This is a genomic window from Aquabacterium sp. (genome assembly GCF_016234775.1).
In the GTDB taxonomy this organism is placed as follows: domain Bacteria; phylum Pseudomonadota; class Gammaproteobacteria; order Burkholderiales; family Burkholderiaceae_C; genus Aquabacterium.
The window spans coordinates 198,233-222,208 of sequence record NZ_JACRAH010000042.1 but is presented as its reverse complement, the minus strand read 5'-3'; the positions used below and the strand labels follow the sequence as shown (position 1 = coordinate 222,208).

The window sequence follows — 23,976 nt, the reverse complement described above, 5'->3', positions numbered from 1 at the left end:
ATGCAGTGTTCATTGGCCGAATGGGATCAACGGACAGACTTCCTGGCTGCGGCCTTCTTGGCGACCACCTTCTTGGCGACCACCTTCTTGGCGACCACCTTCTTGGCGACCACCTTCTTGGCGGCAGCCTTCTTGGCCGGAGCAGCCTTCTTGCTGGCGACCTTCTTCACCGCGGCCTTTACCGCCACCTTCTTGGCCGCGACTTTCTTGGCCACAGGCTTCTTGGCTGCGACCGGCTTCTTCACGGCGGCTTTCTTCACTGCAGCCTTTTTCAGGGCCACCGTCTTCACCGCCGCTTTCTTGGCGGCCACTTTCTTGGCTGCAGGCTTCTTCACCGCAGGTTTCGTGGCCACCTCGGCCTTCACGGCGGCTTTCTTCGCCACCTTCTTGACCGGCGCGACCTTGCTCGTCACCGTTTTGGCTGCAACGGCCTTTTTGGCGACCGCCTTCTTGGATGCCACCTTCTTGGCCGCTACCTTCTTCGCTGCCGCCTTCTTCACAACAGGCTTCTCGGCAGCAGGCTTCTTGACGACTGGTTTGACCGTCTTGGCTGCAACCTTCTTGGCAACTGCCTTCTGGACCGCAGCTTTCTTCGGCGCAACCGTCTTCTTCGGCGCTGCGCCGTCCTCATCAGCCTTCTTGGGCTTGATCAACGCCTCCAGATCGGGGTCGTAGCTCAAGCCAGCTTCGGCCATCAGGTCGCTGGCCATGGGCAGATTGGCTTCCACATCGAAGCGGATATCAGATTCAACATGGTGCTCCTGCATGGAGGCCACGTGCTGGTAGATGGTCTGAACAAGCTGTTCGCAGCCCTGGCGGGTCAGCGCGGAAATCTGGAAGACGGGGCCCTTCCAGCCATAGCGGCGTACGAAGTCCAGCACCTTCTTCGTGCGGTCTTCGGGCTGGATCATGTCCAGCTTGTTGAGCACCAGCCAGCGAGGCTTGTCGAACAGGGCCTGGTCGTAAATCTTGAGTTCGTTGACGATGGCGCGCGCCTGTTGCACGGGATCGGTGTCATCGAAAGGTGCCAGGTCGATCACGTGCAGCAGCACGCGGGTGCGCTGCAGGTGGCGCAGGAAATAGTGGCCCAGGCCAGCGCCTTCCGAGGCGCCTTCGATCAGACCGGGAATGTCGGCCACGACGAAGCTCTTCTCAGGTCCCACGCGCACCACACCCAGGTTGGGGTGCAGGGTCGTGAAGGGGTAGTCGGCGATCTTGGGGCGGGCGTTCGAGATGGCCGCGATCAGGGTGGACTTGCCGGCATTGGGCATGCCCAGCAGCCCCACATCAGCCAGCACACGCAGTTCCAGCTTGATCTTGAAGGCCTCACCAGGCCAGCCGGGCGTCTTCTTCTTGGGCGCGCGGTTGGTGCTGCTCTTGTAGTGCATGTTGCCGAAGCCACCATCGCCCCCCTTGGCCAGCATGCGCTGCTCGCCGTGCTCCAGCAGTTCCATCATGATTTCGCCGGTTTCGGCGTTACGGATGATGGTGCCCACGGGCATGCGCAGGATGATGTCGTCAGCCGCGTGGCCGAACTGATCCGAGCCGCGACCGGCTTCGCCATTGCGCGCTTCGTGGCGGCGGGCGTAGCGGTAGTCGATCAGCGTGTTGATATTGCGGTCTGCCACCACAAAGACGTGCCCGCCTCGCCCACCGTCGCCACCATTGGGGCCACCGAAGGGGATGAACTTCTCGCGACGGAAGCTGATGCAACCGGCGCCGCCATTACCAGCGGCCACATCGATGGTGGCTTCATCAACGAATTTCATGAGACAGGTGTCCTTGGAATGGGGGCAAGACGGTGATTATCCCGTCTGGCGAGCCCGATCTGCTGCGCGTTGTCACGCAGAGCGATCAAGGCGAAAAAAGAAGTGACAGGAAGGAAACGACAAGAATGACAAAAGCCCCGGCATACCGAGGCTTTGGTTCGGCTTGCCGCCCAGCCTGAGCCAGACGGCAGCCTGAGGACCGACCAAAGGCCGATCAGAGACCGATCAAACCGGCGTGACGATGACCGTCTTGCGGTTGAGCGAACCCTTGGTGGCGAAGGACACGGTGCCATCGACCAGCGCAAACAGGGTGTGATCGCGGCCCATGCCGACGTTGGTACCAGCGTGGAAGCGGGTGCCGCGTTGACGGACGATGATCGAGCCAGCGGAGATCAGTTCACCGCCGAAGGCCTTGACGCCCAGCATCTTTGGTTGTGAGTCACGGCCGTTCCGCGTGGAACCGCCGCCTTTTTTCTGTGCCATGGATTTACTCCTTGGTGGGGCTAGTGGTTAGACGAGACGGCGCTATCAGACGTTCACGGAGCTGATTTGCAGCTCGGTGTAGTTCTGACGGTGACCTTGACGCTTTTGGTAGTGCTTGCGACGGCGCATCTTGAAGATGCGGACCTTGTCGTGACGACCTTGCGACAGGACAGTTGCTTTGACAGTTGCGCCAGCCACCAAGGGCGTGCCAACCTGGAGTTCTGCGCCGGAGCCGACTGCCAGAACCTGGTCGATCACGATCTCTTGGCCAACGTCCGCAGCAATCTGTTCTACTTTAATTTTTTCGCCAACAGCAACCTTGTATTGTTTGCCGCCGGTTTTTATGACCGCGTATGACATGTGGAGACCTTTCAGGAAAAGAACTCTCCGCCTCTTTTACAAAGCGAAGCTCTCCACTCTAGCACGGTCTCTCTGCAATGTAAAGGGGCGATCAGGCCCGACCATCTCCGCTGCCGACACGGCGGGAGCCAGTTGCATGTTGGCCGACACCGGGAAGCTGGCGTCATACAGCCCGCCCTGGGCGGCAACCGGGCCACTTTCCGCGCCGTCTTGCTGCCCCCAGCCGAAAAAGCGCAGCACCTCCTCGCGCTTGGCCAGCGCATCGGTGAAGCCCAAGTGAATCAACTCTCGGGTGAAGGACGACTCGAACAGCAGGTAGCTGGCCAGGGCCGAGCCACGCGCCGTCTTGCCTCGCCCGTACACACCCACGGCCCGCAACATGGCGCGCACGGCGGGAGGCAGGGCCCAGAGGTGTCGGGCCGCGATGTCGTCAATGCGCTGGCTGGGCGCTATCACCAGAATGTCTACCGGGCGGAGCGCCGACTGGGCGCGCGCCTCGGGGGACAGCAGGCCGAGTGTCTTGTTGATGCGCTGCATGCGCTCGATGTCCACCGCCAGCGCATCCAGGAAGATGCTGGACATGGCGTGGCCCGCGATCTGCGCCAGGTTCGGGTACTCGACCACCGTCTCGCGCGGTGCGGGTGGCTCATGCAGGCGCCCCGCCCCGATCACCAAGATGCGGTCGGCACCCAGGTGGATGGCCGGCGAAATCGGCGCGGCCTGGCGCATGGAGCCGTCACCGAGATAGTGAGGTCGCCCGTCAACATGCAGCTTGACGGCCGGAAACACAAAAGGAATGGCCGACGAAGCCATCAGGTGGTCCATCGTGAGCCGGTCCTTGACGCTGATGCGCTGGGAGCGCGCCCAGGGCTGGACGTCGTGAACGGTGTCGTAGAAGGTGACGTGCTCACCCGTGGTGTAGCTGGAGGCCGAGAGCGCCACCGCGTCCAGGTGCCCCTCCGCCATCAACTGGGGCAGACGGTCCACATTGAACAGGGAAGGCAGGAATTCGCGCAGCGGGTCGTTGTTCAGCAGCGAACGGGGGCGCGCCTTGCGCCATCTGGCCAGCGCCCAGCCCAGCGAAAACAAAGTCAGCCATTGCGCACCGGAGCGGATCACCCCCAGCGAGTCGGCACGGTAGACCTGCTCGGCCCGGAAATCGCGCCAGACCTCGACCATGGCACGCACCGCCAGATCGTAGTGATCGGCCTGACAAGCCAGGGCCAGGCCATTGATGGCGCCAGCGGATGTACCGCTGATGATCTGAAAAGGGTTACCCCGCCGCCCTTCCCCGCTTTCACGGCGGATCAGTTGCAGCGCTTGCAGCACACCAACCTGGTAGGCGGCACGCGCGCCACCACCAGTCAGGATCAGGGCAGTCTTTCCAGGCAGGCTCATGGCCCTATATCGGCCATATTTGGCATGCATTGATGCCTCCCATACACGTATTAACCCCAGAAAAGGGTCACAAATCCGCCAGGAAGCGCCTTCAAGGGCGCCAGCGCATCAGGGTGGACTTGCCAAACAGGCTCTCCACCAGATCCACCACCAGCTCTGCGGTGCGGTTCTGCACGTCGCGCGCCGGGTTGAGTTCAACCACATCCACCGAGGCCAGGCGCCCCGTGTCGGCGATCATCTCCATGCACAACTGTGCTTCGCGGTAGGAGGGGCCACCCCGCACGGGCGTACCCACACCGGGCGCGATGTCCGGGTCCAGGTAATCCACATCGAAACTCAGGTGCAGGTGCGTGTGCTCGTCCACACCCATCAGGGCTTGCTGCATGACGGCGCGCATGCCGTGCTCGTCCAGGTGCCGCATGTCGAAGACTTCCAGCCCCTGGGCATGCACGAAACGGCGCTCGAGCGGGTCCACGCTGCGCACGCCGATCAGGCGGATGTGCTCGGATGACAAGGCCGGCGGGCCCGCCTCGGCCTCACCCCATGCGCCAGCGAGCTTGAGCAAGGCGGCCGGGCCATGGCCACACAGCACCGCCACCGGCATGCCATGGATGTTGCCACTGGGGGTGATGTCACTGGTGTTGAAATCGGCGTGGGCATCCAACCAGATCACGCGCAGGTGCTTGCCCTGCTGACGACAATGGGCTGCAACCGCCCCAATAGAGCCGATGGCCAGGCTGTGGTCGCCGCCCAGCAGCATGGGTACCTCACCCTCATTCAGGGCAGCCATCACCGCCTCGAACACAGCCTGATTCCAGGCCAGAGCTTCTTGAAGATGACGATGCCCGTCCTGAGGCGGCAACCAGGGATTGGGAGGGCCCTGCACGTTGCCGGCATCATGGACCTGCAAGCCCAGCCTGACCAAGGCATCGGGCAGGCCGGCTACGCGCAAGGCTTCCGGGCCGAGCGAGGCCCCGCGCATGCTGGCGCCGATGTCGGTGGGCGCGCCGATCAACCTCAAACGGGTGACAGGATCCAACTGGTCGGCGCTCATGGTGTGCAGCCCGCCTTACCAGCCGCAGGCGATGTCGTCGTCCGGCTTGCCCAGGCCGTACACCTTCTGCAAGGTGCCCCAGGCCTCATCGGCCGTCTCGACGTAGTGGAACAAGTTGAGGTCTTCCGGGCTGATCATGCCGGTATCGACCAGGTGATCGAAGTTGATCAGCTTGGTCCAGAAATCACGCCCGAACAGCAGGATGGGGCGCTTGCGGCACTTGCCGGTCTGGATCAGGGTGAGCGTCTCGAACAGCTCGTCGAGGGTGCCGAAACCACCGGGGAAGCACACCAGCGCCACCGAGCGCATCAGGAAGTGCATCTTGCGCAGCGCGAAGTAGTGGAACTGGAAGCACAGACGCGGCGTGATGTAGGGGTTGGGCTCCTGCTCGTGCGGCAACACGATGTTCAGGCCCAGGCTCTTGCCGCCCACCTCGAAAGCGCCGCGGTTACCCGCCTCCATCACACCCGGCCCACCGCCGGTGACCACGTAGATAGGGTTCTGCAACTGGGCCGAGTTCTCGGTGACCAGGCTGGCGAAAGCGCGTGCCTCTTCGTAATACCGAGACATATCGACCTGGCGCTGTGCGGCCCGCACGGCGAGATCACGCGCAGCGCCATCAGGCTGGTCCATGGCCTCGCGCAAGCGGGCCTGAGAGACCTCGGCCGGCAGGATGCGCGCGCTGCCGAACACCACAATGGTGGATTCGATGCCCTCTTCGCGCTGGATCATCTCCGGCTTGAGCAACTCCAGCTGCATGCGCACCGGGCGCAGGTCGGGGTGCAGCAGGAAGTCCTGATCGGCGAAGGCCAGGTCATAGCTGCTGTCGGCACCGGAATACAGCGACGGTTTGACCGCACTGGCGGCATTGACGTCCTGACCGGCCGTCGGGAAGTTACGCTCAAGCAGCTCTTTGGGGTTGTTCATGTTGGACGGTCCTGCACTAAGGCGGCACCGCCTGCAAAGGGAGCGGCGCTTATTGGCAGTATGCAACCGAGGCAGCTGTTGTGGCCGTCAAAAAAGCCCGTCAAGGCGGGGGAGTTGCAGCTTCACCGCAACGCCCACAGCCAGGTCACTCAGCCAGCCAGTGACGATGAGCCGCAAACCGGGCAGGCTGCCTGACGGCGTGCGCGCATCTCGGCCCAGCTCCAGGTACGGCCATCCAGCATCAACAATCGCCCGGCCAGGCTCTCGTGCCCCGCCCAAGGCGACATCGGCGAGGACTGCAGCAAGAGCTTGATGGCCTCACCCGCCTGCATCACCCCCATCATGCCCACCACAGGCGCAAAGACGCCCAACATGGCGCAACGCGTTTCTTCCGGCGGCGCGTCTGGCGGGAAGAGGCAGGCGTAGCAGGGGCTGGCAGGCACGCGCGGGTCGAACACACTGATTTGTCCATCGAAGCGCACGGCAGAAGCTGACACCAGGGGCACACCAGATTCGCGGCTGACTCGGTTGATCAACTGCCGAATGGCGAAGCGGTCGGTGCAATCGAGCACCACGTCGGCCTGAGGCACCCATTCGCGCAGCAAGGCCTCATCGGCGGCCTGGGCGATGGCATGAACCTGCACACCAGGATTGAGTTGAGACATCGCCAGCTCGGCGGACAGCACCTTGGCCTGCCCGACACGCTCGGTCGTGTGCGCGATCTGACGCTGCAGATTGGTGATGTCGACCGTGTCAGGGTCCACCACGGTGATGCGCCCGACCCCGGCCGAGGCCAGGTACATCAAGGCGGGGGCACCCAAGCCCCCTGCCCCGATCACCAGGGCATGCGACGCCAACAACTGATCCTGAGCCTCCTCTGACCACTCATCCAGCAGGAGGTGGCGGCTGTAGCGCAGGCGCTGATCGTCGTCCAAGATCGAGGATCAGTTCTTGTTGTCTTCAGGCTTGCGCTCGGTCATGGTCTTGGAGACCACCACCGGCTTGCCTTGCAGCTTGTTGAGTGCTTGCTGCAGCGGGAAGTCTTCAGGGCTGCCAAACTCAGCCAGCTTGGGCGCTTCACCCTTCTTGGCATTGGCTTCCTCGATCTTCTTGATGGCATCCTCGCGCGCCTTCTCGCGGGCCGCGTCCTTCACCTCGCTGCCCTGGCCGCTGGTGATGTGCTTGTCCAGATCCGCCTCACGCACACGCAGTGCCGAGTACAGATTGCCATTGGCACTCTCATCGACCATCACGTCGGGCACGATGCCCTTGGCCTGGATCGAACGGCCGCTGGGCGTGTAATACCGGGCGGTGGTGATTTTCAAGGCCGTGTCAGCGGTCAGCTGACGCACGGTCTGCACCGAACCCTTGCCGAACGTCTGCCCGCCCATCAGCACCGCGCGCTTGTGATCCTGCAAAGCGCCAGACACGATTTCGCTGGCCGAGGCCGAGCCTTCATTGACCAAGACGACCACGGGAACGGTCTTGATCGCAGCCGGCAATCTGGACAGGGCATCGGAGCCGAACTGGCCAGCGTAGTCGGAAGGGCGCGCCCGGAACTCCTTCTTGGAGTCAGGCAACTGGCCATTCGTGCTCACCACCAGGACATCCTTGGGCAGGAAGGCTGCGGACACGGCGATCGCGCTTTCAAGATAGCCGCCCGGGTCATTGCGCAGATCCAGCACCAGGCCCTTCATCTTGGGCTCATCCTTGAACAGCTTCTCGGCCTTGGCAACGAAGTCCTCGACCGTACGCTCCTGGAATTGCGAAATGCGGATCCAGCCATAGCCAGGCTCCACGATCTTGGCGCGAACGCTCTGAACGTGGATCTCCTCGCGGATGATCGTGACCGGGAAGTTGCGGCTCTCGGACGTGCGGTAGATGTTCAGGACGACCTTGGTGTTGGGGTCACCGCGCATGCGCTTGACCGCCTGGTCCATGGTCAGGCCCTTGACGGCGGTTTCGTCGATCTTGGTAATCAGATCGCCCGTCTTGATGCCGGCGCGGAATGCAGGCGAGCCCTCAATCGGGGACACGACCTTGACCAGGCCGTCTTCCATGCCGATTTCGATGCCCACCCCGACAAACTTGCCCGAGGTGCTTTCGCGGAATTCCTTGAAGCCGACCTTGTCCAGGTAGACCGAGTGCGGATCCAGACCGGCCGCCATGCCGCTGATCGCATCACCGATGAGCTTCTTCTCGTCAACCGGCTCAACATAGTCTGACTTGATCAGGCCGAACGCCCGAGCCAGTTGAGCCATGTCCTCCATCGGGAGCGGCGCCATGGAACTGCGGGCAGTTGCTCCAAATTGCATGGTGGTCAGGCCACCGGCCAGCGCACCCAGCGCGACCCAGCCCGCAATCTTCAGTTTGGAAGTCATGGCGTTGATTTGCCTTTTTGAACCACAGCGACGCAGGTTGCTCAATCCAACCTGCTTGATGACCGGTCAGTATAGGACCGCGCGGGGCCTCCCGCAGGGCAATAAGCGCGCAGTTCCCCGCCTGATGCGAGGATTGGCGCCAATTTCCGGCGCCCAAGCGGGCGTTGCACCCGGCCATGTCGCGCAAAGGTGACGACCGAGGCAGCAGGAAGGCCATCTCCGTCGTCACCGGGACAGCGCTCAGGGCGCCGGCTTAGGCTCAACCGGTGCAAAATCGACAGGGACCCAGCTGTAGCTGTTCTTGCCCTCGGCACGCACATGCCCAATACCGGGGAACGGCAGATGCGCCCCAGCCACCAGCAAAGCGTCCTTGGCCGTCCAGTTCAACAGGTGCATGCGCGTGGCCAACGCCTTGGCCTGGTCGCTGTCGAACTCGATGGTGACCTTGGGCTGTGGAAACTGCACGGCGGCGTTGTGCACCACATCCCCCCAGACCAGCAACTTCTGCCCCTTGGATTCCAGCAGGTAGCCCGTGTGGCCAGGAGTATGGCCATGCTCGGACACGGGCTTGATGCCAGGTTGCAGTTCAGCATCACCCTCGAAGGTGGAGAAATGCCCCGCCTTGATGTAGGGCGCCGTGGCATCCTGCGGCGCCTTGAAGAACATCTTCGAGTCTTCAGGCGCCTTGGCCAGGCTCACCGGGCTCAACCAGAAATCGGCATCGGCCTTGGCGGCATAGACCTGGGCGTTGGGGAACGCGGGCTGCCCTTCGGGCGTCAGCAGGCCACCCACGTGGTCACCGTGCAGGTGGGTCAGCAAGATGGTGTCTACCTGAGCAGGGTCATAGCCAGCTGCCTTCAGGTTGGCCAACACATGCCCCAGCGTCGGGCCAAACACCTTGGCGGCTCCCGTGTCAACCAGCACCAGCTTGTTACCCGTGTTGACCAGAAAGGCAATCACCGCAGTAGGCGTCGGGTTGGTGCGGAACATCCTGGCCAGCAGCTTCTGGGTTTGCGCCGGCGTGGTGTTCTTGAGCAGCTTGGTGTCGAGGTTGATCTGGCCGTCATACAGCGCAGTGACCTCGAAAGCGCCGATCATCTGACGATAGTAGCCAGGCACCTGCGTGAGCACCTGGGGGGCTTCGGCCTGCGCAACAGGCAAGGCGCCAAGGGTCGCGAGGGCGAAGGCAAGGGGGGCGAGCCAGCGGGGCGTGCGAATCATCTGCTTTTCTCCTGGGTGGTCTGGGTGGTCTGGGTGCAACGATGGGTACTGCTGGACACCAAAGTCTAGGGGGGATCAGGGATGCTTTGCCGCCCCCACCACGAATACCCACGCCAAACGGGGGCACACCAATGCTAAGGTGTGCAGAAAAATAGCCCCCGTTTCCCGCCCCAAGGATCCCGTCCATGAGCCAGCGCTCTCCCCTGACGTCGTTGTCGATCAGGGGCCTCATCACATGGCTGAGCTACAGCGTCACCGGCCTGCTGGCGGTGTCCCTGTCGGCTCCGCACGAGCGCGTGTCTCCCCTGTACCTGCCTGCGGGACTGGCGCTGGCCTTTCTGATGGGTTGGGGCCCCGGCATGCTGCTGCCCATCGGCATGGGGGCGGCCACGGTGATCGCGCTTGGCTCGCTGCCGGACCTGCAGGCCACGCCGTGGCAATCCGTGCTGAGCATGGCCTTGATCGGCGGCGCAGGCGCCAGCATGCAGGCCTGGGTAGCCTGGCGCCTGACCCACGGTCCCGATCGCGCTCCACTGACACTGGAGCGCCCCCTTGAGATCGGGCGCTTTTTGCTGCTGGCCGGGCCCGTGGCCTGCCTGGTCAACGCGGCGATCTCAATTGGCGCACGCACCGCGCTGGGCATGCTACCGACAGCAGCCGCACCGCAGGCCTTTCTGGGCTGGTGGACGGGTGACACGCTGGGTGTGCTGGTTGGCGCCCCCATGATGCTGACACTGGTCGGGCAACCGGCCGCGCTGTGGCGGGCGCGCCGCCGGCCTGTCGGCATTCCTTTGCTGATTGCCACGGTGTTGCTGGCGCTGGGCGTGCGTGAAGTACAGATCTGGGGGCAAGAACGTGAAGCAGCCGTGTTCGATCAGGACGTGCTGGCCACCACCAATGCGGTCAACCTGCGCCTCAACGGTTACCGAGACGCGCTGGCTGCACTGACCGGTGTATTTCACGCATCCGAACAGGTCACGCGGGACGAGTTCGCCAGAGCGTCCCGCTACTGGCTCGGTTCGCTCAAGGGGATCCAGGCTGCGGGTTGGGACGAGCGTCTGCGCGCCACGGATCTCCCCCTGTTCGAAGCGCAGCAACAGCGCGAGGGGCTCACCAGCTACAAGGTCTTCGATACACACAAACGCCTGCCGCCGACAGGAACCGAATTGGCCGTGGTGCGCTACATCGAACCACGCACCGGCAATGAATCCGCCCTGGGCTACAACGCCCTATCCCAGGCAGTGACACGCGAAGCCTACGAGCAAGCTCGGCGCGAAGACCGCGTGGTGGCCACGCGCGGGTTCAGGCTGATGCAGGAGCGCGCACAGCAAACCGGTATCGTGGTTTATCAACCGGTGTTCAAAGGCACGCCCTTCACACCCCAGACCCGCGTACAGGCCAACACCGGTGCCGTATTCCTGGCCTTGCGCATGGACGACGCCATCAACGCCATGTTGCAAGGACGCCCGGGGTATCTGGAGGCCTGCATGCTGGACGTCAGCGCCCCGGGTCGCCCCTTGCTCGGAGGCACAGCCGCATGCCGCGAGAGCAAATGGCGCCAGGTCAGCGCGCATCGCGCGCAGGTGCCGATCGAGTTTGCGGGCAGGCAGTGGCAACTGGCCATGTGGAGCGCCGGCCCTGTGCCTGTCGTGGGGCTGAGTGTGACATCGTGGCTGTTGGCCATCGGCGGTGTTTCATTGGCGGCCGCCTTGGGCGCCCTGCTGCTGGTGATGACCGGGCATGCCAGCCGCATTGAAGCGGCCATGGAGGAAGCCCGAGCGCAGCGCAGTGCAGCCGAGCTGGCCAACCAGGCCAAGAGCGACTTCCTGTCCAGGATGAGCCATGAGTTGCGCACACCACTCAATGCCGTTCTGGGGTTTGCTCAAGTGATGTCATTGGACCAGCGCGAGCCGCTGCCCCCGACGCAGCGCCAGCGGGTCGAACAAATCCAGCAAGCGGGTTGGCATCTGCTGGACATGATCGACGATGTGCTCGACATCTCTCGCATCGACATGGGCACGCTCAAGCTGCAGGCTCAATCCTTGCGAATCGGTGACGAACTGAGCCTGGCCGTCAAGCTGCTGCAGGAAGACGCGGACAAGCATGGCGTGACCCTGTCGATTCAGTCAGACATCCCTTCCGAATGGGGCGTGATGGCCGATGCCGCCCGCTTGAGGCAAATCCTGGCGCACCTGCTGAGCAATGGCATCAAGTTCAACCAGCGTGACGGCAGGGTGTCCATCACCGTTGCACAGACCGTCGCTCACAACAACAGCCCTCGCCTGCACATCACGGTTCACGACACAGGCATGGGCATGAACGAGCAGCAACTGTCGCAGCTGTTCCAGCCTTTCAACCGACTGGGCCGCGAACAAGGCCCCACCAGTGGCACGGGCATAGGCCTGGTCATCAGCCGGCACCTGGCGCTGCTGATGGGCGGCCAACTTGATGTGCAAAGCGAAGAGGGGCACGGGTCGACCTTCACGCTGTCACTGCCAGCCGTGACCATGCAGGCCAAAGTAGTGAGTGCCACGCGCATCCGCGCCCCCCGCGCCACCGCTAGTGGCGCGACCGAACCACGTCACGTCCTGTATGTGGAAGACAACCTGGCCAACAGCGAGGTGATTCGCTCGGCACTGGCTGCGCGGCCCTGGATCACGGTGACGGTCGCGCCCACAACAGAAGAAGGCCTGGCGGTGTTGCACAACCGTCTGCGCGGCAGCAAACCCGACCTGATCCTGCTGGACGTGCACCTGCCCGATGCCTCCGGCCAGGAGTTGCTCAAGCTCATCAAGGCCAACCCGGATACGGTGGACATCCCCGTGATCATGATCTCGGCCGACGCCATGCCCGAGCAGATTGATGCGGCCCTGAGTGCGGGTGCGGCCTGCTACCTGACCAAGCCGGTGCAACTGTCGGAATTGCTGCGTCAGGTCGATGAACTGATGCCGGACTGATCGGTCGGCATCAACACATCACCCACAGGCCCGACACCTCAACGAGGCGCGTACTCGGGCACCAGTTCGTGCAGCCGTGCGCGCAAGGTGGGTGGCGCACTGGCCGACTCGTCCACCGTCAGCGCCATCAAGCGTTCGATCCAGTCGGCCGGCAACTCACCGCGCAACTGCGCCAGGCGCAGGCGGGGGTGTGGCGTGGGCAAGGTGGTGTCGGCATCGGCCAGCAACTCTTCGTAGAGCTTTTCGCCAGGCCGCAAGCCACTGAACACAATGGGGATCTCAGCTTCGGTGTGGCCGCTCAGGCGGATCAGCTCTCGCGCCAGATCGGCGATCTTGACCGACTTGCCCATGTCCATCACGAACACCTGACCAGTCTCCGCCAGCGCCGCCGCCTGCAGCACCAGTTGGGCCGCTTCAGGGATGGTCATGAAGTAGCGCGTGATCTCGGGGTGCGTGACCGTGACCGGCCCGCCCTTGGCAATCTGCTCCTTGAACTTGGGTATCACGCTGCCGCTCGACCCCAGCACATTGCCAAAGCGCACGGCCATGAAGCGCGTGGCGGTGCCCTTGCCGGCCCAATGCGACACCACCATCTCGGCCGCCCGTTTGGTGGCGCCCATGACGTTGGTCGGGTTCACCGCCTTGTCGGTCGAGATCAGCACGAAACGCTTGACGCCCGATTCCGCTGCCGCCTGCGCCACCAGATAGGTGCCCAGGGTGTTGTTGCGCAGCGCGATCCACGCGTTGTCGTCTTCCATCAGTGGCACGTGCTTGTAGGCCGCAGCATGGAAAACCAGATCCGGCTGATGCGACTGCATGGCGCGACGCAAGGCGCCGAGATCCTTGACATCCCCCACCAGTCGCACGAGCGGCAGGTGCGGGAAGCGTTCACCCAGATCCTGCTCGACCTGGTACAGCGCAAACTCGCTGAGCTCGAACAACACCAGGCGGCTGGGGCCGAATCGCGCGATCTGGCGACACAGCTCGGACCCGATGGAGCCGCCAGCGCCCGTGATCATCACGGTCTGGCCGCTGATCAGATCGGACACGGCGCTCTCGTCGAGCTTGACGGGTTCTCGGCCCAGCACGTCGTCGGGCTCGATGTCGCGCACACGGTCGATGCGGGAGCGGCCTTCACGCAACTCGTCGGCGGAAGGCACCGTCACCACAGGCAAGCCCGTGGCTGCAGCCAGATCCAGCGCCCGTTTGCGCTGCGCATTGGAGGCTGAAGGCATGGCCAGAATCAGGTGGGTGACGTCGTCGAGCATGCCCGAGTCCGCCAGCAGATCCAGCCCGCCCCAGACCGTCACGCCCGAGATGCTGGAGCCGTGCTTGCGTGGGTCGTCATCCAGCAGGCCCACCACCGTCCAGCCACGGTGCTGGATGCCGGCGATCAACAACTTGGCGGCGGCCCCTGCCCCGAGGACCAAAGCATGCTGCCCGGTTGGCTGGCGCCCGGCCCGGCGTGCGCGCGACGACTCGCTGAGCATGCGCACCGTCATGCGGGCCAGCGCCATCATGATCAGGCTGAACACCGGATGCAGCGCCAGCACGGCACGCGGCACCTCCACCAGATGCGCCATGAGCACCACGACGGCACTGGCCAGGCCCGCGCCCAGGCAGACCCAACCCAGGCGGGTGATTTCATGGAAGCTGGTGTAGCGCCAGGTAGCCCTCGGCACGTCCAACGCCCAGGACACGGCGCTGTAAACCGCGATCACGCCCAGCAACACCGCACCGTCGTAGTCGGGGCGTTCGTGCAACCAGCGCTCGACCCCCATGCGAAACAGGTAGGTGGTGTGCCAGGCCAGCACGATCAACACGGCATCGGCCAGCAGCACCACAGCCTGACGGCGTGGGCGAATGCGATCCAGAAAACGATTCAGAGAGGTCCAGAGCATGGCAGGGGCTGGCGGGGGCAAAAGGGCTCAACCCGCCATTGTGCCTTCGTCGGCCAGCGCCGCTTTCGTCAAGCGGTCATGCTGGTTAGCCTCCAGCTCGATGAAGGCGGCGATCATGCTGCGGTAAACGGCTTCCACCACCTCCGGCGGGGCCCCCATCTCGCGCGCATGGTTCAAGGCCTTGTCGATGACTTGGCGAACGCGATCAGGCGCCGCCACTTCGGCCTTGTTGCGCTTGAAGCGGGCCGCTTCGTGCACGTACCGGCCACGCTCGGCCAGCAGGCCCACCAGCATGGAATCGATCTGGTCAATGGCTGAACGCACGTCGGCCAGGGTGTCGCAAGGGGTCATGGTCATATCCTGATCTGGGGTGAGGGACCGCCCTTTCAGGAGACTGGTGCTTCAGAAATACCTGCACCAAAGAAAATGCCGCCTGAGGGGCGGCATGGGTTTCTACACACGTGTGAACGTCAAGCCGCCGGATGTGGGCAGCGCCACCAGGAGGTGGTCAGCAGGACGTGGTTGGTGCGCGTGTTCATGTCAGACATACTAACCTGAAGAAAGGACGGCTGTCCAGCGCATCAATGAGGGCACCGCCCATCAAGGGCAGCGCAGGCCCTTGGCGAGCAAATCGTCACGGTCCAGCACCCACATCGACCACAGCTTGAGCTTCATGACCGGCGGCTGCCAGGCCAGCTCCGGATACGACTTGGTGACGTCGTGAGGCGCCATCACCGCCAGGCGCGGATGCTGGCACAACCAGGTCTGCCACTGACTCTTTGGTATCAGGACCTTGGGCGCCAGCGTCGGGTTGAATTCACCGGCGTCAAACAGCTCCTTGCGGTCGTTGTCGTGCTTGGGCAGGTCCGGGTCATCCCAGTTGCTGATGACGGGGATCGGGCCGGGTTGCGCCAGATAGAACGGCAGGTCGTAGACGAACTCGTTGACGTAAACCAGGGGCACACCTTGCTTGAGCAGGGGCTGCAGCACCGGCAGAACCGGGCGGGAGGACTGCTCGTCGTACCTCACCGCCGCGCCGATCAGCACCAGGCACATCAGCGAGGCCGCCACACCCCAGGCCTTCGGCGCCCAGGCACTGGCGGAAGGCCAGCGCTGCATCAAAGTGTCTGCCACCAGGTAGGCCAGAGGTGGCAAGGCCGGCAGGATGTAGCCCGGCAGCTTGGACGCCGGAATGGAGAAGAACACCAGGATCACCACCATCCACACCCAGGCAAGCCAGCGCAAGGCAGACCGGGATGCGACGGCTTGCGCCTCGGGCGCCTCACCCGAAGGCACCTGGCGCGGGCCCGGGCCCGGGCCCCAGACGGTCAGCAACCAGGCCGGCACCCAGGGCAGCGTCAGCCCCACCATCAGCGGCAGGTAATACCACCAGGCGTGCATGTTGTTGAAGCCCGTCTGCGTGAAGCGCTGGAAGTGCTGGTAGATGAAGAAATAGTGGAAAAAGTCAGGGTACAGGCGCTGCATGGCCACGAACCAGGGCGCCGCCACCAGGGCCAGCACGATCAGGCCCGGCAAGGACAGCAAACCCAGGATGGCACGCCAGCGCCCCGTGAGCAGCAACCAGGCCACGATGACGGCCCCAGGCAACACCAGGCCGATCAGGCCTTTGGCCAGCAGCCCCAAACCGGCCAGCGCATAGGCGCCCCACAGGGCAAAGCGGTAGGCCTGCCCCGCCTCGCGCGCCAGGACGGCATGAGCCGCCAGCACGATCGCGGCGGAAATGCAGCCCGCAACCAGCATGTCCAGGTTGGCGTACTGCGCGCCACCAAACCAAAAGGGCTGTGTGACCAGCACCAGCACCGACCACCCCGCCACGCGCGCCCCACCCCACCGCCGCACCAGCAGGTACAGGCCCATCGCACCCAGCCAGGCGCCAAACACCGAGGCCAGTCGCGCCGCCCACAGCGTCAGGCCGAAGGTCTTGAGCGACAGCGCCGTGAGCCAGTAAAACAGGGGCGGCTTGTGAAAGAACGGCAGACCGTTGAGCGTCGGGGTCAGCCAATCACCGCTGCGGATCATTTCCCACGCCACGCCGGCATAACGCCCCTCATCAGGCACAGCCAAAGGCCGCCACCAGGCTGTACAGAGCAGCCAGGCCAGCACTGCCAGCGCCACAGCCCAGGTCGGCCAGTTTTTCTTGGAAGCGTGCGTCACAAAAGAGCCTATTCACAAAAGGGAGCAAAGCAGCCCGGTCGGACCACCCGTGAAAGGCGCACAGTGTAGCGAAGCCCGCTCAGGCAGGGTCAAACCAAGGCGCTCAACCGCACGATTCGGACCCTGGCGTCAGTCAACTGGCGCGCAAACACATCGCCGGTCAGCACGGCGTGCTCCATCTGGCGGGACGCGGCGATCACGTCTGGCCAGGGTGGTGCGGTCTGCATGGCCACCGACGGGTGGCACATCAGCAGATCGCCCCGTGCACGCACCAGCTTGAGCCAGGCTTGCCAGCGCAGCAGATAAGCCTGCGCATCCGCGTCAAAGGGGTAGACACCCAGCAGGCGCTCGCTATGGCGCAAGCCCAGCGTGGCCGCCCCCCGCCCCATCACGGAAGCACCCAGCGTGGCGATGATGGCCGCCTTGACCGTGTCCGACACACTGATACCGGCCAGCACAGCCTGCCAGCCCGGCGATCGGCATTGCCGCACCCAAGGCCTGGGGCCCGCTTGCCCGGCGGGATAACGCCTGCGCAACACCTGCAGCAAAGCATCGCGGATCTGAGGCAACTGGTGCGCATGCTGGTGCCCGTCGATGAAGTCCGGCGCCTTGCCCCAGACGGCCTCGAACCGACCCCATTGGCGCTCGATCTCGGCATCGAGTCGCGCGACATCGAGACGGCGCAAGTAGCAGGCCCGGATCAGCGCACCAAGAGGCTGGCTCGGGCAGGCCGATTGCGCCTGCACATCCAGGGTTTCGGTGAAGTTCAGGTGCAAGCCCACATCGGCCACCGCCTGATCCGGCGCGCCGATCGCCTCACGCAAGCGCGCGGCACCGCTGGCCCAGCTTGGCCCATCCACCAGGCAACTCACGGCCGAAATGCGGCGCAGGGCCAGCAAATCGAACACCGCCTGGTTCACGCCGTCATGCAGACCAAAATCGTCCACGCACACGGCCAGCAGCCGCTCAGGCTGGCTCGACACGGGCTCAGTCACCGGTATGACCCGGCGCCGACAAATCCAGGCCACGGCCCAGCGAGCGCTTCACCACATACAGCGGCCGGCCCTTCACCTCTTCAAAGATGCGGGCGATGTACTCACCCAGGATGCCCAGGCCAATCAACTGAATGCCTACAAAGAAGGACAGCAGCACAATGATCGTGGTCCAGCCCGATACCTTGTTGCCGTAAATCAGGAAATCGATGATCACGATGGCGCCGTAGATAAAGGCCATCAAGGCCATCACCATGCCGGCAATACTGGCCACACGCAGCGGCCAGGTCGTGAAGGCGGTCAGCCCGTCGATCGAAAAAGCGATGAGCTTGAGGGCGTTGTAGTGGGTCTTGCCCACGGCACGCTCAGCCGGCTCATAAGGAATCGCCACGGACTTGAACCCCACCCAGGCGTACAGGCCCTTCATGAAGCGGTTGCGCTCGGGCAGCGCGAGGATGGCCTCGACCACGGCGCGGTCCATCAGGCGGAAATCACCCGCATCCGGTGGCACCCAGAAGCGTGACTTGGCGTTGATCAGGCGGTAGAAGGCACGGGTGCCGACCTGCTTGAACACGCTTTCATCGTCACGGTTCTCACGCAGGGCATAGACCACATCGGCGCCCGCCTGCCATTGCTGGATCATCTCGGGAATGAAGCGAGGCGGGTGCTGCATGTCCGAGTCCATCAGGACCACGACATCGCCGTTGGCCGCCTGCAGCCCGGCCGTCAGCGCCGCTTCCTTGCCGAAATTGCGCGAAAACTCGATCGCACGGAAACCCGGCTTGCGCGTCCACTCGTCGAAAACGGTGGAGGTATCGTCGCGGCTGCCGTCGTTAACCAGCACCACCTCCCACTCAGCCGTGCACCCGTTCAACTGCTCGGCCAGAATGGGCAAGAGCAAACGCAGGTTGGCTGCTTCGTTGTAGCAGGGAATGACGCAGCTCAGGCGGGGCAACTGGGCGCGGGCGCTAGAGGGGGTCGGTTGGGCAATCACGGTCATCCCGCGATTATCGCGGCTATCGAGCCGCATCTGGCTTCAGCAGGAGGCCGACCCTTTTTGGACGATTTGTCGTCGACCTTGCCTGCCGGGTTCCCAATCAGAACAGAACCCGGCCTGCGCTCACCACACGCGATTACTTGGTGTTGGCTGCATCGTGGTTGCGATGGCGTCGGTCATGACGGCGCTCCATGCGGTCGCGATGCAGATCAGCACGGTCCTTGGCGATGTCGTGCTTGTCTTCCTTGATTTCCTGGCGCTCGGCTTCACGGCGGGCTTCAAATTTTTCAGCAGCGGCGGTGTCCCCACGCTGGAGGGCGGCTTCCTCACGCTGCTTTGCGATCGCACGTTGCTTGCGGTCCACCGCCAGCTCCTTGCGATCTTTGGCCAGATCAACCTTGTCGGCACGGATGTCCTTGGTGTCCTGGCGGATTTCCTTGTTGTCATTCTTGACCTGTTGCACCGCGCTGGCGGCAGGGCTGGTCGCCACGGCAGGCGCGTTCATCTGGGCAAACACGGGCAGGGCACAGATGGTCACCAGGGCGGCCGCAATCAGTTTGGTCTTCATGAAAGGTTCCTATCAACGAGGGTCATGTTGTGAGTTCGGTGTGCGGCATTCATCGTAGTGATCGACGTTTCGCAGCGCCTTGAGATCTACAACGCGGGCTCGATTCGGGCTGTTGACGCCCCCTTTGCAAAGGGTTTGTAAAGAGCGCCCGGCTTTCTATTCACAATCCGCATATGACCGAAGTCCATCCCCTCCCCCCTCTGCCCTCGATCGAGCCGGGCACCTACCGCCATTACAAAGGCAATCTATACGACGTACTGGGCGTGGCCCGGCACAGCGAAACGCTGGAACCACTCGTCGTCTACCGCCCTCAATATGGAGACCGCGCCATGTGGGTACGCCCTTGGGCCATGTTCTTCGAGCAGGTGGAGGTCAATGGCGTGCATATGCCGCGGTTTGAACGGGTCTAGCAAGTCACGTGTCAATTTGTTTGAAACACTGCCGATACCGCTAAGGGCATAGCAGCCACTCAAACCTGAGCACCGTTCACACCCGAGACCGCACGATGTACCTCATCCCGAAGGACACCATGGCCAGCAAGCTGGACCCTGCGTGGACCTTTCTCAGTGGCGCCGAGCGTCACTTCGAGGAGGGGCCGGCGCAGGCGACCAGGCCTGGCGAGCGCGAACACGCGGTGGTATTGCCCGTCCATCTGCACGATGGCCTGCCCGAGCGTTTGATGGCGGTGGGGCTGTTGATCGACGACCAGGAGGCCACTGACGTAGCTTGCTTCATGTTTGGCCTTCCGCTGGATGAAATCAGCACGGATGACGTGCGAGATGCCTGCATGGAGGCCTGCAACGTCCTGGGTGGTTGTCTGGTGATGAGTCACGACGAGACGCATACCGTCGAGATCGGGCTGCCCAAGGAGTTGCCATTGGCCCGATTCACGGAGTTGCAGCACCATGCACGCGTGAGTGTGACATTTTCGAGTGAAAGCGACGCCGGCAGGCGCATCGTGATCACGGTGTTTGACGCGATTGACCAACGTATCCTGGAGTCCTGACATGAATGTCGCAACACAGACGACACCTGAGGCCTTCCGATTTCTGATCGTCGATGACAGCCGAGCCATCCAGGCCATCATTCGCCGAGTGGTGGAATCATGCGGCTATCCGGCGGTAGAGATCCGCGTCGCCATCAACGGTGAAGTGGCGCTGGACATGATCAGTGACTTCAACCCGCACCTGATCATCACGGACTGGCACATGCCCAGGATGTCCGGCCTGGAATTGCTGCAGACGTTGCGCCAACTGGGACAGGCCAATGTCAAGGTTGGCCTGGTCACCACAGAAACCAGCCCGACCATGCTGGAAGAAGCCCGTCGCAACGGGGCCGTCTTCGTGATCAACAAGCCCTTCAAGGACACCGAACTGATCTCGCATGTGCTTCACATCGTGCCAGCCGATGGCAGCACACCTGCGGACGACAAGGTTGAAGAGGAAGAAGCGCCGCCGGGGCTGGTGATCACCGAAGAATGCAAGAAGCTGATCCAGTCGCTCATGAACGGCATTCCTTTCCGCTTGCTGGAACAGGAACCCCTCGTGGCGCACGCGCTGACATCGCAGAATCTGATTGGCCTGTATGGCGGACGCAGCAAGCCCGTGACCGCCATTGCCGTGCTCGACATGAACGCCGTGTGCATCCTGGGTGGCGGCGGATCCAAACAGCCTCCCGCAGCGGTACGTCAGGCCATGCAGCAAGGCCAGGCTACCGAGGGTATGGTCAAACATGCCAGCCAGTTCATGCAGAACGCGGGCGCGTTATTGCGACTGGAGGCCGAAGTCGATCCCGTGCCACTGTCGCGTACCAGCATCGTCCCTCAGGGCTTTCAGAAGCTCAATGAACTGCTGATCAAGAACGGCGGCCGGGCGGACTTTCGCATTTCCGTGCCTGGGTACGGCGACGGCCGGTTCAGCTTCCTGGCCGTCTGACCCCGCAAGGAGCGCCCGTATGCAGCTTGAAAGCGTCGCCGTCCTGTTTGTCTTTATCGGCAATGCGGCGGCCATCATCCTGCTGGCCTTCATGCTGTTTCGCATCCTGGGGCAGACCGAGACCACCCACACGCTCATGCGTCAGGGCACGGATGAGCTGATGGGCGCGGCCAAACGCCTGCACGAGATGCTGTCCTCGGTGGACCGACTCAGCGACCGTCTGATCGATGCCAACAAGCAAGCCAGCCACGCCAACAGCCAGGCCCTCAACATCTCGCAGGACAGCCTGCAGAAGATCGCCGCTTTGACCGACTCGCTGACACGCGAAGGCATCGAAGAGCACGAAGGCATGATGGACGAGATGCGCGAACTGCTCGAATCACTGCAGCGCGTGGACCCCGATGGCTACACAGCCTGGCGCCAGGACAACCAGGGCAAGCTGGACCACACGCTGACCCAGCGCAGCCACCTGGCCACCGAACTGGAGCAAGTCAAGATCCGGCTGGATGAGGCCAACATCGTCATCAACGAACTGCGACGTGCCAATCGGCTGGCAGAAGCCTCCACCCAATCCGCCGAGGTGCTGCGACAGAACATGGATCAGCAGCAGCAGTTGCTCAACCGTGCCAAGGAACGCGCGCAGAAAGCGGAAGCCACTGCCAACACACTGACCCAGGAAGTGGAAAAACTCCAGTCCGAGGTGGACCACGCACGTCACTCAGCCGAGAAGGACATCGAAGACCTGCGTTCGCAGATGAATGCCATCACCCAGGAACGCACCATTTTGTTCAACCAGCTGGAAGAGCTCAAGAACACAATGAAGCGCACCCTGCTTGAAAAGGACTTCATCGAAGACAAGTTGCTGGACCTGGACGAGGCACACCGATCATCCTCGATTGAGGATGCGAGCAGTGACTCAGACACCAGCCCCATCAGAGAAACGGCGAACTGAGGGCACCCAGAGCACCACGTCGCCCAGTGGCAGGGCCACGCAGGGCAGCACCCAGCCCTCGTCCTTCTCGTCCGGACTCAGCCCTGGCCACTCGATGCGATAGCGAATCTGCCCCGTCTCCAGGCGGCACATGCACGCCCGACAGGTCCCGTTGCGACAGGATCGGGGCATGTTGATGCCGGCCGCCAGCGCGGCTTCGAGCAAGGACTGGCCCTCGGTCATCTCGCAAGACAGGTGGGCGGGCTCGATGGTCAGCTTCATGGCATCACAGGCTCTCGAACAAGGGCAACGAGTACGGCACGGCCGGCTCCTGGGCCGGCAAGGCTTCTTCGGGCTTGCACAGGGATTCCATCTTCACGCCCAGCAGGCGCAAGCGCCGGTCCAGCGGCACAGACTTGAGGCAACGCCCGGCCCACTGCCGGATCACGCTTGCGTCGCGCGTCGGGGCAGGCATGGTCATGCTGCGGGTGACGATCTTGAAATCGTCATAACGCAGCTTCACGCCTACCGTACGCCCCAGGTAGTCCTTGCGCAACAGGTCCTGCGCCACTTGTTCGCACAGCTTCGTGAAGATGGGGCTCAGCGCTTCCCGGTCATCGCGCGGGTGCAGGTCACGCTCGAACGTGGTCTCGCGACTGAGGGACTTGGGCGCGCGCCAGGTCACAACCGGCCGCTCGTCGCGACCATGTGCCGCCGCATGCAGCCACGCCCCGTAGTTGCTGCCGAAGTGTTCAAGCAGCCAACCAGGCTCGGCCTGCGCGAGTTGCCCGATCGTGTCGATGCCGAGGTGGGCCAGCTTCGCGCTGGCTTTGGGGCCGATGCCGTTGATGCGACTGGCCGGCAAGGGCCAGATACGGGTGGGGATCTCTGCCGGCATCAGGACGGTGAGCCCGTCCGGCTTGTCCAGATCCGAGCACAGCTTGGACAACAGCTTGTTGGGCGTCACGCCGATCGAGCAACTCAGCCCGGTGGCCTCGGTCACCGCTGCCTTGAGACGTGCCGCCAGGGCTCGCACGCCGGCCAGCTCGTCGCCGTCCGCCACGTCTTGCGCGCCAGGCACGTCCGTGAGGTCGAGGTAGATTTCATCGATGCCCCGGTCTTCCATCACCGGGGCCAGTTGCGCCACTGCGGCCTTGAAGCGCCGCGAATAGGCCCTGTACTGGTCAAAGTCCACCGGCAACAACACGGCATCTGGCGCCAGCGCAGCGGCCTTCATCAAGCCCATGCCCGAGTGCACACCCAGTGCCCGCGCCGGATACGTTGCCGTGGTGATGACGCCTCTGCCGGCGTAATCACGCAAACGCGCAAAACGCCGCAGCCCAGCATCGTGCTCGACCGGCTGGTGACGCCGCCCACCACCGATGACAACAGGCTGCCCTTTCAGTTCCGGATAGCGCAACAACTCGACGGACGCGTAAAACGCGTCCATGTCGAGATGGGCGATGAAACGGCGAGCAGGCACAGTGACGGATGGGCGAAAGCAATACAACGCCCATTCTGGACCGACTTGAGGCCGGTCAGGCTGCAGGCGACATTCAGGCTTTGACGTCCAGAATGCTGCCAACCATCTGCTCCTGCGTCTGGATGGTCTTCAGATTGGCCTTGTAGTTGTAGCTCGCCTCCATCTGGGCGACCAGATCGGCAGCGAGATCCGCCCCGATTTCATCGACCTTGCCGACGGACGTCATCACGCCAGCCGTTTCCTGGCTTTGCTGGTGCACGACCTGGCGCTGAAAGCCGGGTGTCTGGGCATTGGCGATGTTGTGGGCCGCCACGTCCAGACGGGTTGAAGCCGCATGCGCACCCGATACTGCAATGGATGAGATGGTGTTCATAAACCCTCCATGGATCCGTGATCGACGGAAAAGCACCGAACTTGAAGCACCTCAATGCTTGATGTGTGGAAA

General features: G+C 63.3%; 23 protein-coding genes and 1 pseudogene. 5 read left to right on the top strand and 19 right to left on the bottom strand.

Annotation, left to right across the window (positions count from 1 at the left end; genetic code table 11):
• Positions 1-26: 26 nt before the first annotated feature.
• From HY836_RS19010 to HY836_RS13175, 10 genes and pseudogenes are all read right to left on the bottom strand, one after another.
• On the bottom strand, positions 27-695 hold the full coding sequence (locus HY836_RS19010; RefSeq protein ID WP_367114696.1) for a histone H1-like repetitive region-containing protein: 669 nt from the start codon (positions 693-695) through the stop codon (positions 27-29).
• A 36-nt stretch (positions 696-731) separates the two neighbouring features.
• A pseudogene (gene cgtA / locus HY836_RS13215) lies at positions 732-1,769 on the bottom strand (Obg family GTPase CgtA); the annotation flags it as partial.
• 225 nt (positions 1,770-1,994) lie between these two features.
• Positions 1,995-2,252, bottom strand: a complete 258-nt coding sequence (gene rpmA / locus HY836_RS13210; RefSeq protein WP_290676615.1) for a 50S ribosomal protein L27 — start codon at positions 2,250-2,252, stop codon at positions 1,995-1,997.
• A gap of 45 nt (positions 2,253-2,297) precedes the next feature.
• Positions 2,298-2,612: a 50S ribosomal protein L21 gene (gene rplU / locus HY836_RS13205; RefSeq protein WP_290676614.1), complete on the bottom strand. Its 315-nt coding sequence runs from the start codon at positions 2,610-2,612 to the stop codon at positions 2,298-2,300.
• A gap of 36 nt (positions 2,613-2,648) precedes the next feature.
• Positions 2,649-4,010, bottom strand: a complete 1,362-nt coding sequence (locus HY836_RS13200; RefSeq protein ID WP_290676613.1) for a patatin-like phospholipase family protein — start codon at positions 4,008-4,010, stop codon at positions 2,649-2,651.
• A gap of 91 nt (positions 4,011-4,101) precedes the next feature.
• Positions 4,102-5,064: an arginase gene (gene rocF / locus HY836_RS13195; protein ID WP_290676612.1), complete on the bottom strand. Its 963-nt coding sequence runs from the start codon at positions 5,062-5,064 to the stop codon at positions 4,102-4,104.
• A 15-nt stretch (positions 5,065-5,079) separates the two neighbouring features.
• A complete protein-coding gene (locus HY836_RS13190) occupies positions 5,080-5,991 on the bottom strand; it encodes a TIGR00730 family Rossman fold protein (RefSeq protein WP_290676611.1) in 912 nt (303 codons plus the stop codon).
• A gap of 149 nt (positions 5,992-6,140) precedes the next feature.
• On the bottom strand, positions 6,141-6,926 hold the full coding sequence (locus HY836_RS13185; RefSeq protein WP_290676610.1) for a HesA/MoeB/ThiF family protein: 786 nt from the start codon (positions 6,924-6,926) through the stop codon (positions 6,141-6,143).
• Between the two features lie 9 nt (positions 6,927-6,935).
• Positions 6,936-8,372, bottom strand: a complete 1,437-nt coding sequence (locus HY836_RS13180; RefSeq protein WP_290676609.1) for a S41 family peptidase — start codon at positions 8,370-8,372, stop codon at positions 6,936-6,938.
• Between the two features lie 240 nt (positions 8,373-8,612).
• Complete coding sequence (locus HY836_RS13175; RefSeq protein ID WP_290676608.1) at positions 8,613-9,593, bottom strand: MBL fold metallo-hydrolase; 981 nt, start codon at positions 9,591-9,593, stop codon at positions 8,613-8,615.
• 185 nt (positions 9,594-9,778) lie between these two features.
• Between HY836_RS13175 and HY836_RS13170 the strand changes: the two genes are divergently transcribed.
• A complete protein-coding gene (locus tag HY836_RS13170) occupies positions 9,779-12,550 on the top strand; it encodes a CHASE domain-containing protein (RefSeq protein ID WP_290676607.1) in 2,772 nt (923 codons plus the stop codon).
• Between the two features lie 38 nt (positions 12,551-12,588).
• On the opposite strand, the gene HY836_RS13165 is transcribed toward HY836_RS13170, so the two are convergent.
• The 6 genes from HY836_RS13165 to HY836_RS13140 all read right to left on the bottom strand — a co-directional run bounded on the left by HY836_RS13165 (position 12,589) and on the right by HY836_RS13140 (position 19,183).
• Positions 12,589-14,451 (bottom strand): nucleoside-diphosphate sugar epimerase/dehydratase, encoded by a 1,863-nt coding sequence (locus HY836_RS13165; protein ID WP_290676606.1) that lies wholly within the window; start codon positions 14,449-14,451, stop codon positions 12,589-12,591.
• 27 nt (positions 14,452-14,478) lie between these two features.
• Positions 14,479-14,802 (bottom strand): chorismate mutase, encoded by a 324-nt coding sequence (locus HY836_RS13160; RefSeq protein ID WP_290676605.1) that lies wholly within the window; start codon positions 14,800-14,802, stop codon positions 14,479-14,481.
• Between the two features lie 249 nt (positions 14,803-15,051).
• Entirely contained in the window at positions 15,052-16,626 is a 1,575-nt protein-coding gene (locus tag HY836_RS13155; RefSeq protein ID WP_290676604.1) for a glycosyltransferase family 39 protein, read from the bottom strand.
• A gap of 89 nt (positions 16,627-16,715) precedes the next feature.
• Positions 16,716-17,609 carry a ChbG/HpnK family deacetylase gene (locus HY836_RS13150; RefSeq protein WP_290676603.1) on the bottom strand — a complete coding sequence of 298 codons (894 nt, stop codon included), beginning with the start codon at positions 17,607-17,609 and terminating at the stop codon, positions 16,716-16,718.
• 4 nt (positions 17,610-17,613) lie between these two features.
• Positions 17,614-18,618: a glycosyltransferase family 2 protein gene (locus HY836_RS13145; RefSeq protein WP_290676602.1), complete on the bottom strand. Its 1,005-nt coding sequence runs from the start codon at positions 18,616-18,618 to the stop codon at positions 17,614-17,616.
• A gap of 133 nt (positions 18,619-18,751) precedes the next feature.
• The gene (locus HY836_RS13140) at positions 18,752-19,183 is read right to left on the bottom strand and encodes a hypothetical protein (RefSeq protein ID WP_290676601.1); all 432 of its coding nucleotides are present in this window, start codon (positions 19,181-19,183) and stop codon (positions 18,752-18,754) included.
• Between the two features lie 173 nt (positions 19,184-19,356).
• Here HY836_RS13140 and HY836_RS13135 point away from each other — a divergent pair, with 173 nt between their 5' ends.
• From HY836_RS13135 to HY836_RS13120, 4 genes are all read left to right on the top strand, one after another.
• Positions 19,357-19,593 carry a DUF1653 domain-containing protein gene (locus tag HY836_RS13135; protein ID WP_290676600.1) on the top strand — a complete coding sequence of 79 codons (237 nt, stop codon included), beginning with the start codon at positions 19,357-19,359 and terminating at the stop codon, positions 19,591-19,593.
• A gap of 95 nt (positions 19,594-19,688) precedes the next feature.
• A complete protein-coding gene (locus HY836_RS13130) occupies positions 19,689-20,189 on the top strand; it encodes a hypothetical protein (RefSeq protein ID WP_290676599.1) in 501 nt (166 codons plus the stop codon).
• A 1-nt stretch (position 20,190) separates the two neighbouring features.
• Complete coding sequence (locus tag HY836_RS13125; RefSeq protein WP_290676598.1) at positions 20,191-21,117, top strand: response regulator; 927 nt, start codon at positions 20,191-20,193, stop codon at positions 21,115-21,117.
• Positions 21,118-21,136: 19 nt separating this feature from the next.
• Entirely contained in the window at positions 21,137-22,069 is a 933-nt protein-coding gene (locus HY836_RS13120; protein WP_290676597.1) for a hypothetical protein, read from the top strand.
• Here the strand turns inward: HY836_RS13120 and HY836_RS13115 are convergent.
• From HY836_RS13115 to HY836_RS13105, 3 genes are all read right to left on the bottom strand, one after another.
• Complete coding sequence (locus HY836_RS13115) at positions 22,034-22,330, bottom strand: 2Fe-2S iron-sulfur cluster-binding protein (protein WP_290676596.1); 297 nt, start codon at positions 22,328-22,330, stop codon at positions 22,034-22,036. The genes HY836_RS13120 and HY836_RS13115 overlap by 36 nt on opposite strands.
• A gap of 4 nt (positions 22,331-22,334) precedes the next feature.
• The gene (gene dinB / locus HY836_RS13110; protein ID WP_290676633.1) at positions 22,335-23,531 is read right to left on the bottom strand and encodes a DNA polymerase IV; all 1,197 of its coding nucleotides are present in this window, start codon (positions 23,529-23,531) and stop codon (positions 22,335-22,337) included.
• A 73-nt stretch (positions 23,532-23,604) separates the two neighbouring features.
• Positions 23,605-23,904 carry a flagellar basal body protein gene (locus HY836_RS13105; protein WP_290676595.1) on the bottom strand — a complete coding sequence of 100 codons (300 nt, stop codon included), beginning with the start codon at positions 23,902-23,904 and terminating at the stop codon, positions 23,605-23,607.
• Positions 23,905-23,976: the final 72 nt, after the last annotated feature.

What these genes read in the sequence shown, in the direction of transcription:
- HY836_RS19010 (WP_367114696.1), bottom strand. Translation starts at nt 695, where the DNA reads ATGGCCGAAGCTGGCTTGAGCTACGACCCCGATCTGGAGGCGTTGATC.
- rpmA (WP_290676615.1), bottom strand. Translation starts at nt 2,252, where the DNA reads ATGGCACAGAAAAAAGGCGGCGGTTCCACGCGGAACGGCCGTGACTCA.
- rplU (WP_290676614.1), bottom strand. Translation starts at nt 2,612, where the DNA reads ATGTCATACGCGGTCATAAAAACCGGCGGCAAACAATACAAGGTTGCT.
- HY836_RS13200 (WP_290676613.1), bottom strand. Translation starts at nt 4,010, where the DNA reads ATGAGCCTGCCTGGAAAGACTGCCCTGATCCTGACTGGTGGTGGCGCG.
- rocF (WP_290676612.1), bottom strand. Translation starts at nt 5,064, where the DNA reads ATGAGCGCCGACCAGTTGGATCCTGTCACCCGTTTGAGGTTGATCGGC.
- HY836_RS13190 (WP_290676611.1), bottom strand. Translation starts at nt 5,991, where the DNA reads ATGAACAACCCCAAAGAGCTGCTTGAGCGTAACTTCCCGACGGCCGGT.
- HY836_RS13180 (WP_290676609.1), bottom strand. Translation starts at nt 8,372, where the DNA reads ATGACTTCCAAACTGAAGATTGCGGGCTGGGTCGCGCTGGGTGCGCTG.
- HY836_RS13175 (WP_290676608.1), bottom strand. Translation starts at nt 9,593, where the DNA reads ATGATTCGCACGCCCCGCTGGCTCGCCCCCCTTGCCTTCGCCCTCGCG.
- HY836_RS13170 (WP_290676607.1), top strand. Translation starts at nt 9,779, where the DNA reads ATGAGCCAGCGCTCTCCCCTGACGTCGTTGTCGATCAGGGGCCTCATC.
- HY836_RS13165 (WP_290676606.1), bottom strand. Translation starts at nt 14,451, where the DNA reads ATGCTCTGGACCTCTCTGAATCGTTTTCTGGATCGCATTCGCCCACGC.
- HY836_RS13160 (WP_290676605.1), bottom strand. Translation starts at nt 14,802, where the DNA reads ATGACCCCTTGCGACACCCTGGCCGACGTGCGTTCAGCCATTGACCAG.
- HY836_RS13145 (WP_290676602.1), bottom strand. Translation starts at nt 18,618, where the DNA reads ATGACCGTGATTGCCCAACCGACCCCCTCTAGCGCCCGCGCCCAGTTG.
- HY836_RS13140 (WP_290676601.1), bottom strand. Translation starts at nt 19,183, where the DNA reads ATGAAGACCAAACTGATTGCGGCCGCCCTGGTGACCATCTGTGCCCTG.
- HY836_RS13135 (WP_290676600.1), top strand. Translation starts at nt 19,357, where the DNA reads ATGACCGAAGTCCATCCCCTCCCCCCTCTGCCCTCGATCGAGCCGGGC.
- HY836_RS13130 (WP_290676599.1), top strand. Translation starts at nt 19,689, where the DNA reads ATGTACCTCATCCCGAAGGACACCATGGCCAGCAAGCTGGACCCTGCG.
- HY836_RS13125 (WP_290676598.1), top strand. Translation starts at nt 20,191, where the DNA reads ATGAATGTCGCAACACAGACGACACCTGAGGCCTTCCGATTTCTGATC.
- HY836_RS13120 (WP_290676597.1), top strand. Translation starts at nt 21,137, where the DNA reads ATGCAGCTTGAAAGCGTCGCCGTCCTGTTTGTCTTTATCGGCAATGCG.
- HY836_RS13115 (WP_290676596.1), bottom strand. Translation starts at nt 22,330, where the DNA reads ATGAAGCTGACCATCGAGCCCGCCCACCTGTCTTGCGAGATGACCGAG.
- HY836_RS13105 (WP_290676595.1), bottom strand. Translation starts at nt 23,904, where the DNA reads ATGAACACCATCTCATCCATTGCAGTATCGGGTGCGCATGCGGCTTCA.